Here is a 10535-nt window from a genome sequence, read left to right on the forward strand (position 1 = left end):
GCCATCTGCCGCGCGGGTGCGAGGAGTTCGGGTATGACGACGAACTGGTACGAAGGGCCCCTGGCCGCTTTCGACACGGAGACCACCGGAGTGGACGTCGAGCAGGACCGGATCGTGTCCGCGGCGCTGGTCGTCCAGGACACCGCCGGGGCGCGGCCGCGGGTGAGCCGCTGGCTGGTCAACCCGGGCGTCCCGGTGCCGGAGGGGGCCACGGCGGTGCACGGTCTGACGGACGATCACCTCCAGCGCAACGGCCGGTGGCCGTCGCCGGTGATGGAGGAGCTGGGGCGGGCCCTGGCGGAGCAGAACGCGGCCGGCCGGCCGCTGGTGGTGATGAACGCGCCGTTCGACCTCACCATCCTGGACCGGGAGTTGAGGCGGCACCGGGCGTCGACGCTGGGCCGGTACCTGGAGCACACGTCGTTGTGCGTGCTCGATCCGCGGGTCCTGGACAAGCATCTGGACCGGTACCGCAAGGGTCGCCGGACGCTGACGGACCTGTGCGCGCACTACGAGGTGGAGTTGGAGGGCGCGCACGACGCGGCGGCGGACGCCACGGCGGCGCTGGAGGTGGTGCGCGCGGTGGGGCGGAGGTTCGCGTCCCGGCTGGAGCGGCTGTCGCCGGCGGAACTGCACACCCTCCAGGCGGTGTGGCACGCGGCGCAGGCGCGGGGCCTCCAGGCGTGGTTCAGCCGGCAGGGGACGCCGGAGCTGGTGGATCCCGCGTGGCCGCTGCGTCCGGAGCTGCGGAAGGCGGCGTGAGCCGGGCCGGAAACGGCTGAGGCCGGTCCGTCGCACTGACGGACCGGCCTCTCCCGGTGGGCGATACTGGGATCGAACCAGTGACCCCTTCGGTGTGAACGAAGTGCTCTCCCGCTGAGCTAATCGCCCGGGAACGGGTTGAACCATACAGGGCTCGCGGGCCGCGCTCCAAATTCGTTCGGAGCGCGGGTGCGCGGCGAACCCGCGCCGTCCGTCGCACGTCGTCGGGGCGTGGTCGACGCGGGACCGGAGCCGGCCGGGGACGGCGGGGAGGCGGAGCGGGCGGGCCCGGATGCCGGCCTCCTGTGCCTGCGGCAAGCGGGCCGCCGGACGTCCCGGAAGTGGCACGGTCGACGGGGCCGGCGCCGGTACTCGGGCGGGATCTGAGTAGCAGCGCGCATTCCCGGGGCGCGGGCGCGGCGCGACACTCCGGTCATGGACATGAGACTGCCCCCGGTCGAGGAGCTGCGGCTCGTCGACGCCGAGCTGGCCCGGCTCGACGCCCGCCGTGCCGAGCTGTTGGCCCGGCGGGCGTGGCTGCTGGGCGTCTTGCACTCCCCCGCCGGGCGGGCGGCGGCGCCGTCCTTGGCCGCCGCGGCGCCGGCGGAGACCTCGCCGCGCGGCGCGCAGAACGCGCTGCTGACGCTGGGCGGGACCCTGCTGGCGATCGCGGCGCTGGCGTTCACGCTGGTGAGCTGGGGCTCGATGGGGATCGCGGGGCGTTCGGCGGTGCTGCTGGCGGTGACGTCGGCGGCGCTGGCCGCTCCGGCGGTGCTGCTGCGCCGGGGGCTGGGGTCGACGGCGGAGGCGGTGGGCGCGCTGGGTCTCGTCCTGACGGTCCTGGACGCGTACGCCCTGCACCGGGTGGCGCTGCCGGGGACGGACGGGGCGGGGTACGCGGCGGTAGTGGCGGCCGTCCTGGCGGGGCTGTGGGCGGGGTACGGGGGGCTGCTGCGGGGGCTGCGGCTGCCGTGGCCCGCGGCGGTGGCCGCGGCACAGCTCCCGCTGCCCCTGGGGGCGCTCGCGGCCGGCGGCGGTCCCGCCGCGGTGGCGTGGGCGGCGGTGCTGACCGCCGCGGTGGATCTGGTGGGGCCGGTGCGACGGGCGGGGCTCGCGGTGCGGGTGACGGCGGGGGCGTCGGCGGGCGTCCTGGGGGCGTGGGCGCTGCTGACGGGCGGCTGGTTCTCGGTGACGGACCCGTGGGCGGGGACGCCGCTGCTGGCGGGCTGCGCCGCTCTGTGCCTGTACGCGGCGGTGCGCACCCGTGCCGCGGCGCCGGCGCTCGCGGCGGTGGCGGGTCTGGCGGGGGTGGCCGCCGTGGGCGGGCCGCTGCGGGCCGCCCTGCCGGCGGAGTGGGCGGTGCCGGTGTACGTCGTCTGCGGTGGGGCCGTGGCGGCGTTGTGGCGTCCGTTCCCGGGCGTGCGGATCCCCGACGGGGTGCGGGCCGGGTTCGGGTTCGCCGGGGGCGGGATCGTGGCGCTGGGCGTCGTGTGGGCGCTGCCGCCGGTCCTGGGCGGGCTGCTGGGGCCGGCGGACCGGAGCGCGGGTGTCTGGTCCGGGGCGCACGCGGAGCCGCTGCTGGGCGGCTACCCGGCGACGGCGGCGGTGGTGCTGCTGCTCGGCGCGCTGGTGGCGGGGGCGTCCGGACGGCTGTGGGGGCGCTGGGGCGGGCTGGTGCTCGGCTGGGCGCTGCTGATGGCGCTGCCGGTCGTCCTGGAACTGCCGTACGCGGCGGGACTCGCGGTCCGGCTGGTGGCGACGGGCGCGGCGCTGGCCCTCGCGGTGCGGCCGGGTCCGCCGGCGCGGGGCCTGCCGGAGCGGGCGGCGGGGCCGGCACCGGCTCCGGAGCGCCCGGCGGGGGTGTGGGGCGCGACGTGGCCGGCGGGCGCGGTGGCGGCCCCGGTGGAGCCCGGTGCGCTGTTCGCCTGGACGGGCCTGGTGGCCGGGGCGGCCTCGGCAGGTTCGGCGCTGCTCCTCGCGCTGGACGTGCGGGCGGCGACCTTCGCGACGCTGGGGGTGCTGCTCGGGCTGTGCCTCGCGGCGGCGGTGCTGGGCGCGGGTGCGGTGCGCGGGGCGGCGGCCGGTTCCGGGGTGCTGGCGGCGGGCGGTCTGGTGGGGGCCGGAGCCGCGGCGGCGGGGCTCGCCCCGTCCTCGGCCGGTCTCGCGCTGCTGCTCGTCCCGGCGGGCGCGGCGGCGCTCGCGGCCCGCTTCCGGTCGGCGGCGGTCGAGGGGGCGGGGGTGGCGGTGGGCGCGGTGGCACTGGCCCTCACGGTGCCGCGTCCCGCGGTGCTGGCCCTGGCGCTGGCGGCGGCGGGCCTGATCGCGGCGGGGACGGCGCTGCGGCCGGAGCGGCGCCGGGCGGCTTCGTGGGCGGCGGGGTCGCTGTTCCTGGGCGCGGCCTGGGTGCGGCTCGCGGTCTGGGGTGTCACGGTCCCGGAGGCGTACACGCTGCCGCTGACGGTGCCGGCGCTGGTCGTCGGCCTCCTGCGGCGGCGCCGGGACCCGGCGGCCTCGTCCTGGGTCGCGTACGGCCCGGGTCTCGCGGCGACGCTGCTGCCGAGCCTGGCGGCGGTCTGGGCGGCGCCGTCCGGGGTGCGTCCGCTGCTCCTGGGGGCGGGGGCGCTGGCGGTGACGCTGCTGGGGGCGCGGTTCCGGCTCCAGGCTCCGCTGCTCCTGGGCGGCACGGTGCTGGCCCTGGTGGGGCTGCACGAGCTGGCGCCGTACGCGGTGCGGCTGGTCGGGGCGCTGCCGCGGTGGCTGCCGCCGGCGGCGGCGGGACTGCTGCTGCTCGCCGTGGGGGCGACGTACGAGCGGCGGCTGCGGGAGGCGCGGCTGCTGCGGGAGCGGCTGGGCCGGATGCGCTGAGCGGGAACGCGCCGAGGGCCCGGAGACGGTGATCGTCTCCGGGCCCTCAGTCCGGGTGGTGGGCGATACTGGGTTCGAACCAGTGACCCCTTCGGTGTGAACGAAGTGCTCTCCCACTGAGCTAATCGCCCCGGCGCACCGCAAACATTACCGCATGTCAGCGGGGCTCCCGAACCACCCCGGGATCACTGATCGATCTTCCAGGGCATGACGATGCCGAACTTCCAGAGGTACCAGCCGCACAGCGCGGCGATGATCACCACGCCGATGACGGTGAGGGTGATGTTGCGGCGGCGCACCTTGGGGTCGAGGGCGCGCTGGGCGGCCTCGGTGACCTTGCGCTTGGTCCAGCGCAGGACGATCTGCGCCCAGACGAACTCGGTCGCCCAGATCGCCATGCCCGCGAAGATCACGAGCCAGCCGGGGCCGGGGAAGACGAGCATGAGGATGCCCGCCCCGATCACGGCGAGTCCGACGATGAAGACGCCGACCTGCCAGCTCAGGTGCAGCCCCCGTCGGGACTTGATGAACTCCGGTGCTCGGGATCCCAGTTCGGCCTGGCCGTCGCTCTGGGACTCGGGGGCGCGCTCGTCACTCTCCGCATGCATGGAGCCAATTTACCCGACACACCAGCCCCACCGGTATGGCGGTATTACCCAAAGTTACATACCGCCGTCCGAGCTACCTGAACGGCCACAAAACCGACAGAGGGGTTTACAACGCCACCGGAGGTGGCATGTCGATTTCGCTGACGTGCGAATCCCCGAGCGCACACTGAGCGAAAGGCCCTGGCGCTTATGAACACCGTGGTGAGCTGCGAGCTGCACCTGCGCCTCGTCGTGTCGAGCGAGTCCTCACTGCCTGTACCCGCGGGCCTGCGGTATGACACGGCGGATCCGTACGCCGTGCACGCCACCTTCCACACCGGAGCCGAGGAGACGGTCGAGTGGGTCTTCGCCCGCGACCTTCTCGCCGAGGGGCTGCACCGGCCCACCGGCACCGGCGACGTCCGGGTCTGGCCGTCCCGTAGTCACGGCCAGGGCGTCGTCTGCATCGCCTTGAGCTCGCCCGAGGGCGAGGCCCTGCTAGAAGCCCCGGCGAGGGCCCTGGAGTCGTTCCTCAAGCGGACCGACGCCGCCGTGCCACCGGGCACCGAGCACCGTCACTTCGACCTCGATACCGAGCTCTCCCACATCCTGGCCGACAGCTGAGCCAGGCCACACGCCGTACGGCGCCGTCTTAACTCGGGGAGACGGCGCCGCGCGGGCAGTCGCACAGCACGACCTCCGGCGCCCCCACCGCGCAGCCGGCGCGGTGACGGGCGCCGTCGTGCTTTTCCGGGGCGCGCTAGAGTCGTCGCCAGTCCACGGGCGCCCGCCCGCGGCCGGCCAGGGAGCGAAGCGTGCTCATCCCCCACGACACCCGGATCGCCCTCGACACCGTCGTCGATCTGATGAACACCGCCGCGCAGGGCGACCGTGAGGACACGCTCCCGGACCTCGCCGCGCTGGGCGTCTTCGTGCGCGAGCACCGGATCAGCGGCGTGGGCGACCTGGACGCGGAGGACCTGCGGGCGGTCCGCGAGGTGCGCGAGCGCTTCGCCGCGGTCTTCTCCGCCCCCGACGCCAGGATCGCCGCCCCGCTGATCAACCAGCTGGTGGCCGCCGCGGGCACGACCCCGCAGCTCACCGACCACGACGGCTACGACTGGCACGTGCACTACTTCGCGCCGGGCGCCTCGGTCGCCGACCACCTGGCCGCCGACTGCGGAATGGCGCTCGCCTTCATCGTGGTCGCCGGCGAGCGCGAGCGGCTGCGCCGCTGCGAGGCGCCGGACTGCGGCCGGGCCTTCGTCGACCTCTCCCGCAACCGCTCCCGTCGCTACTGCGACAGCCGCACCTGCGGCAACCGCCTCCACGTGGCCGCCTACCGGGCCCGCCGCAAGGAGGCCGCCGGCTGATCCCGCGCGGCGCCGCCGTCGCGGGGCGCCTCACAGGACGTCGAGAGCGCGGGGCGCCTCACAGGACGTAGAGATCGTGCAGGGCCGCCATCAGGAGCAGGGCCCCGATCACCGCCAGGAAGATCATCAGCGGCGGCTGCGACAGCGCGAAGAGACAGCCTCTCGGTTCGTCGGCCGGAGGGTCGGCGGCGGGGACGGACTCGGCGGAGGCGGGGACGGGGTCCCGCGAGGTATCCAGCATCTCGGGGGGATGATCGCGCACCCCGCGGGTCCGGAAGGCCGAAAACCGTAGGACCGCGGGGCGGTTCATCCCTTCCCGTGGATCTCCGGATCACCGCCTGGTCGCGGCCCGGCAGCCAACGGCCAGAAGCGGTCAGATTCCGTGCTTCTTCAGAATCGCCTCGATGTCGCTGAAGTCCTCCGAAGCCGTGCCCGAGGAGGCCGCGCCGGGGGACGGGGCCGGACCCGGGGCGGGGCGGGAGAGGGCGTCCCTGGGCCGGGCCGGGGCGGACGCCCCGGGCGCGACCGCGGCGGGCTCCGCTCCCCCGGCCGCCGCCTTCCGGCCACCCCGGCGCCGCTCGACGCCCCGGGTGGTCAACAACAGCAGCCAGGCCAGGCCGAGCACGCCGAAGCCGACCCAGGCGACCGGGCTGAAGACGGTGTCGAAGGCCCACTCGACGGCGCCGGTCATCACCAGGCCGAGCGGCACCAGCGCCCAGGCGGCGATCCGCGTCGCCGACAGGTACTTCTTGCGGTAGGCCGTGATCGCGGCGATTCCCAGGCCCGCCGCGGACACCGCGGAGCAGATGGTCTCGGCGAGCATGCGATCCTCCAGGTCCCGGGTGATACGTCCCTTCCATCCTGCACCGCACCGGCCGCCGGAGGCCACGCCCCAGGACCGGTCTCAGGGAGATCTCCGGGTCTTCCCGCACGGGATCTCCTCCTCAGGTCCCGGTCGGGCTCGGCCGAGGTGCCGATGCCGGACCGGCGGCGCGCGGCTGGAAGACTGCCGGTCATGACTGACTCCACCACCGCAGCCTCCCCGGCCCCCGTCGTCCTGGAGGCCTGGTTCGACCTCCAGTGCCCGGACTGCCTCCAGGCCCTCGACGACGTCCACGCCCTGCGCGAGAAGTACGGCGACCGGCTCGACGTACAGCTGCGCCACTTCCCGCTGACCAAGAACAAGCACGCCTACGCCGCCGCCCAGGCCGCCGAGGAGGCGGCCGACCAGGGGCGGGGCTGGGCCTACGCGGAGGCGCTGCTGGCCCGGACCGCCGACCTGGCCGACCGGGGCGAGCCCGTGCTGCTCGAGGTGGCCGGCGGACTCGGCCTGGACGCCGAGGAGTTCGACACCGCGCTGATCGACGGCCGGCACCTGCTCACCGTCGACGCCGACCAGGCCGAGGGCCAGGCCCTCAAGATCACCGGCACCCCCACCTACCTCATCGGCGACGAGCGCCTCGACGGCGGCAAGAGCCAGGACGGGCTCCGGGCCCGGATCGAGGAGATCGCCGACCGCCTGCTCGCCGGCTGACCTCCCGCTCCGGGCGGCGCCTCAGAGCAGCGGCTTGACGCTGTTGACGTACGTCGTGCGGTAGCCGAGCGACTCGTACAGGCCGACCGCCGGGGTGTTGTCCGCGAAGACGTGGAGGCCCAGCAGGGACTGCCCGGCCTCCCGCGTCATGCGCTCGGCCAGGAGCATCAGCGCCCGGCCGTACCCCCTGCCGCGCAGCTCCGGGTCGACCTCGACGCGGTAGACGTAGCCCGCGCTCACGCCCGGCTCCAGCTCCCGCACCCCGGTCCACACGTGGCCCACGACCCGGTCGTCGAGGACGGCCACCCGGATCGCGGTGCCCGGGGTGGCGAGTCCCGCGGGCAGCAGCTCGCGGTGGCTGGCCTCGGCCTTGGCGCGGGCCCGCGCCTCCGGGACACCCCGCTCCATCCAGCTGAGGGCGAAGGACTCCCTGGCCTCCGCCTCCCACCCGGCGAACTCCTCGTCCGTCATCGGACGCGTCGCGACCCCGGCAAGCGTGGCGTGCTCGCCGCCGGCCGCCTCCTTCACCATGTTCCGGCTGCGCTCGGTGTAACCGAGGGCGCGGGCCAGGGAGAGGGCGGGGGCGGCGTCGGCGGGTACGGATATCTGGATCTCCGAGCAGCCCCAGCCGCGCAGCACCTCCTCGGCGGCGAGCGCGGCGACGGTGCCCCGGCCGCGGCCGCGGTCCGGTTCGTCGACCCGGAGCCGTTCGATCAGCCCCGCCCCGGCCCCGAACTGGGGGTCGGTGGCGAGGTGGACGGAGCCGACCCGGCGGCTGTTCACGCAGATGTCGTAGGCGCGGGACCGGCCGCCGCCGGCGGAGTGCTGGAGCGGCTCGGACGGCCGCAGGGTGGTGGTCATCACGGGTGTTCTACCCAACGGGGAGTCGCCCGTCATCCGGATTCACCCGAGCTTCGGGTCCCGGTCGGCGGCGGCCCGCTCCTCGAAGATCCGCATGGCCTCGGCGGTGACCGGGCCGGGGGCGGCGGCGAGTCGGCGGTCGTCCACACGGTGGACGGCCTGCACGTCGCGCAGGGTGGAGGTGAGGAAGATCTCGTCCGCGGTCTCCAGCACGTCGAGCGGCAGGTCGGTCTCGACGGCGCCGGTCCACTCGGCGGCGAGGGCGCGGGTGATGCCGGCGAGGCAGCCGGAGGAGACGGGCGGGGTGTGGATCCGGCCGTCGAGCACGACGAAGACGTTGGAGCCGGTGCCCTCGCAGAGCCGCCCGACGGTGTTGCCGAAGAGCGCCTCCGTGGCGCCCCGCTCCCTCGCCCGGGCGAGGGCGACGACGTTCTCGGCGTACGAGGTGGTCTTCAGGCCCGTGAGCGCGCCGCGCTCGTTGCGGGTCCAGGGGACGGTGACCACGGCGGTGGTGTCGGGGCGGCGGGAGGTCTCGCCGACCGCGACGACCAGGCCCGGGCCGGCGTCGCCGCGCTCCGAGCCGAGCGGGGAGAGACCGCCGGTGTAGGTGATGCGGAGCCGGCCGAGCGCCATCGGGTTGGCCTCCAGGACGGCGGCGCAGGCCCGGCGGACCTCGTCGAGGTCGGGGTCGGGCAGGCCGAGGCCCCGGGCGGAGCGGGTGAGCCGCTCCAGGTGCAGGGTGAGGGCAAACGTTTCGCCGCCCTCGGCCTTGACGGTCTCGAAGATGCCGTCGCCGACGGTCAGCCCGTGGTCCAGGACGGAGACCCGGGCGGCCTCCTCGTCGTACAGCCCGCCGTTGACCCACAGTTTCATCGAGAGATGGCCTTTCCGCTCGCCCCTGGGACGTCCTCGTCCGGGGCGCCCGACTCGTAGGCGCCCGACGCTATCGCGACCAGCCGGGCGGCCTTCAGCTCGGTCTCCTCCCACTCCCGCTCGGGATCGGAGCCCCAGGTGATCCCGGCCCCGGTGCCGAAGCGCAGGAGGCCGTGCCGGCGGTCGATCCAGAAGGTGCGGATGCCGACGGCCAGCTCGCCGTGGCCGCTGTCGGCGTCCACCCAGCCGACGCCGCCGCAGTACGGGCCGCGGGGCGAGGTCTCCAGCGCCTCGATGATCCGCAGGGCGCTGGACTTGGGGGCGCCGGTGACGGAGCCGGGCGGGAAGGTGGCGGCGAGCAGTTCGGGCCAGCCGGCGTCCTCCCGCAGCACCCCGCCGACGGTGGAGACGAGGTGGACGAGGCCGGGGTGCTCCTCGAGCTCGCAGAGGGCGGGGACCGTGACGGAGCCGGTCTCGCAGACGCGGCCGAGGTCGTTGCGGACCAGATCCACGATCATCACGTTCTCGGCGTGGTCCTTGGGCAGGAGGTCGGCGGCGGTGCGTCCGGTGCCCTTGATGGGGCCCGAGGAGATCCGGTCGCCCTCGCGCCGCAGGTACAGCTCGGGCGAGGCGGTGGCGATCTCCACACCGTGCGCGGGCAGCCGGATCGTCCCGGCGTACGGGGCGGGGTTGCCGGCCGCGAGCAGCGCGGTGAGCGCGTCGATGTCGGCGCCGGCCGGGTCGGGCAGCGGCGCGCTCATCACCCGGCAGAGGTTCGCCTGGTAGACCTCGCCGCGCGCGATGTGCGCGCGTATCTCGCGCACGCCCCGGGTGTACGCGGCGCGGTCGAGCGACGACGTCCAGTCACCGGGGCCGGGCCCGGACCACGCACCGGGGACGGCGGCGGGCACCGGGGCGCGGCGGACGTCACCGAACCGGGCGCAGGTCAGCCGCCCCTCGAAGTCGGCGCAGACGGCCCAGAAGCCGGCGGAGTCCAGCGCCTCGGGGTCGTGGGTGACGTCCCGGAGATCGGTCGCGACGAGGCCGCCGAAGCGGGCCAGGGGGGCAAGGTCGTACACGGATCGAGTCTAGGTCGGCCGGAGCGGGGCGGGGGGCTCACGCCCGAGGGGGCTCCGTGTCGCCCCGGGGACACGGCGGGTGAACGCCGTACGGGCCTCCGCGCGGCTCCGCCGGGTGCCGCGAAGGGCGTGCAGGTCAGCACGCTGCGGAAACGCGTTTTTGTACTGGCCCGGGAATCCGCTAGAGTTCAACACGTCGCCGGGACGCGCAAGCGGGCCGGAAACGACAAGCGGACGTGGCTCAGTTGGTAGAGCATCACCTTGCCAAGGTGAGGGTCGCGAGTTCGAATCTCGTCGTCCGCTCGACGTGGGGGATCTTCCCGAACCCCCTCTTCACTCCTGGTGGAGTGGCCGAGAGGCGAGGCAACGGCCTGCAAAGCCGTCTACACGGGTTCAAATCCCGTCTCCACCTCCAAGGACGATTAGCTCAGCGGGAGAGCGCTTCCCTGACACGGAAGAGGTCACTGGTTCAATCCCAGTATCGTCCACTGGACCCCCGGGTCCTGGATCTTCGGATCCCCGCGCGATTAGCTCAGCGGGAGAGCGCTTCCCTGACACGGAAGAGGTCACTGGTTCAATCCCAGTATCGCGCACCACATCT

The 10535-nt window shown here is 74.8% G+C and carries 11 protein-coding genes and 6 tRNA genes; 9 read left to right on the plus strand and 8 right to left on the minus strand.

Features of this window, described 5'->3' with window-relative positions:
* Nucleotides 1-33: 33 nt before the first annotated feature.
* Nucleotides 34-762: a 3'-5' exonuclease gene (locus ACF1BN_RS30345; protein WP_392334797.1), complete on the plus strand. Its 729-nt coding sequence runs from the start codon at nt 34-36 to the stop codon at nt 760-762.
* A 57-nt stretch (nt 763-819) separates the two neighbouring features.
* Here ACF1BN_RS30345 and ACF1BN_RS30350 read toward each other — a convergent pair.
* Nucleotides 820-891 (minus strand) — tRNA-Val (locus tag ACF1BN_RS30350).
* Nucleotides 892-1197: 306 nt separating this feature from the next.
* Between ACF1BN_RS30350 and ACF1BN_RS30355 the strand changes: the two genes are divergently transcribed.
* The gene (locus tag ACF1BN_RS30355) at nt 1198-3627 is read left to right on the plus strand and encodes an SCO7613 C-terminal domain-containing membrane protein (protein ID WP_392334798.1); all 2430 of its coding nucleotides are present in this window, start codon (nt 1198-1200) and stop codon (nt 3625-3627) included.
* Nucleotides 3628-3683: 56 nt separating this feature from the next.
* Here the strand turns inward: ACF1BN_RS30355 and ACF1BN_RS30360 are convergent.
* Both ACF1BN_RS30360 and ACF1BN_RS30365 read right to left on the minus strand, forming a co-directional pair.
* Nucleotides 3684-3758, minus strand: a tRNA-Val gene (locus ACF1BN_RS30360).
* 54 nt (nt 3759-3812) lie between these two features.
* The gene (locus tag ACF1BN_RS30365; protein WP_392334799.1) at nt 3813-4235 is read right to left on the minus strand and encodes a TIGR02611 family protein; all 423 of its coding nucleotides are present in this window, start codon (nt 4233-4235) and stop codon (nt 3813-3815) included.
* A 189-nt stretch (nt 4236-4424) separates the two neighbouring features.
* Between ACF1BN_RS30365 and ACF1BN_RS30370 the strand changes: the two genes are divergently transcribed.
* Entirely contained in the window at nt 4425-4838 is a 414-nt protein-coding gene (locus ACF1BN_RS30370) for an SsgA family sporulation/cell division regulator (RefSeq protein ID WP_030493555.1), read from the plus strand.
* A 191-nt stretch (nt 4839-5029) separates the two neighbouring features.
* Complete coding sequence (locus tag ACF1BN_RS30375; RefSeq protein ID WP_376602722.1) at nt 5030-5587, plus strand: CGNR zinc finger domain-containing protein; 558 nt, start codon at nt 5030-5032, stop codon at nt 5585-5587.
* A 58-nt stretch (nt 5588-5645) separates the two neighbouring features.
* Here ACF1BN_RS30375 and ACF1BN_RS30380 read toward each other — a convergent pair whose 3' ends face one another.
* Both ACF1BN_RS30380 and ACF1BN_RS30385 read right to left on the minus strand, forming a co-directional pair.
* Nucleotides 5646-5828, minus strand: a complete 183-nt coding sequence (locus ACF1BN_RS30380; protein WP_392334800.1) for a hypothetical protein — start codon at nt 5826-5828, stop codon at nt 5646-5648.
* 132 nt (nt 5829-5960) lie between these two features.
* Nucleotides 5961-6410, minus strand: a complete 450-nt coding sequence (locus tag ACF1BN_RS30385) for a hypothetical protein (protein ID WP_392334801.1) — start codon at nt 6408-6410, stop codon at nt 5961-5963.
* Between the two features lie 192 nt (nt 6411-6602).
* Between ACF1BN_RS30385 and ACF1BN_RS30390 the strand changes: the two genes are divergently transcribed.
* Nucleotides 6603-7121, plus strand: a complete 519-nt coding sequence (locus tag ACF1BN_RS30390) for a DsbA family protein (protein ID WP_392334802.1) — start codon at nt 6603-6605, stop codon at nt 7119-7121.
* A gap of 21 nt (nt 7122-7142) precedes the next feature.
* Here the strand turns inward: ACF1BN_RS30390 and ACF1BN_RS30395 are convergent, their stop codons facing one another.
* Genes ACF1BN_RS30395 through ACF1BN_RS30405 form a run of 3 tightly spaced genes read right to left on the minus strand, consistent with a single transcriptional unit; the run spans nt 7143 to nt 9934 of the window.
* Entirely contained in the window at nt 7143-7982 is an 840-nt protein-coding gene (locus tag ACF1BN_RS30395) for a GNAT family N-acetyltransferase (RefSeq protein WP_392334803.1), read from the minus strand.
* A gap of 42 nt (nt 7983-8024) precedes the next feature.
* Complete coding sequence (locus tag ACF1BN_RS30400; RefSeq protein ID WP_392334804.1) at nt 8025-8855, minus strand: aminotransferase class IV; 831 nt, start codon at nt 8853-8855, stop codon at nt 8025-8027.
* Nucleotides 8852-9934: a chorismate-binding protein gene (locus ACF1BN_RS30405; RefSeq protein ID WP_392334805.1), complete on the minus strand. Its 1083-nt coding sequence runs from the start codon at nt 9932-9934 to the stop codon at nt 8852-8854. Before ACF1BN_RS30405 ends, ACF1BN_RS30400 begins: the two co-directional genes overlap by 4 nt.
* A 230-nt stretch (nt 9935-10164) precedes the next feature.
* On the opposite strand from ACF1BN_RS30405, the gene ACF1BN_RS30410 reads away from it, so the two are divergent.
* The 4 genes from ACF1BN_RS30410 to ACF1BN_RS30425 all read left to right on the plus strand — a co-directional run bounded on the left by ACF1BN_RS30410 (nt 10165) and on the right by ACF1BN_RS30425 (nt 10530).
* Nucleotides 10165-10237 (plus strand) — tRNA-Gly (locus ACF1BN_RS30410).
* A 38-nt stretch (nt 10238-10275) separates the two neighbouring features.
* A tRNA-Cys gene (locus ACF1BN_RS30415) sits at nt 10276-10349 on the plus strand.
* Nucleotide 10350: 1 nt separating this feature from the next.
* A tRNA-Val gene (locus ACF1BN_RS30420) sits at nt 10351-10422 on the plus strand.
* Nucleotides 10423-10455: 33 nt separating this feature from the next.
* A tRNA-Val gene (locus ACF1BN_RS30425) sits at nt 10456-10530 on the plus strand.
* Nucleotides 10531-10535 lie beyond the last annotated feature (5 nt).

This window comes from Streptomyces sp. NPDC014861 (assembly GCF_043081625.1).
Taxonomy (GTDB): domain Bacteria; phylum Actinomycetota; class Actinomycetes; order Streptomycetales; family Streptomycetaceae; genus Streptomyces.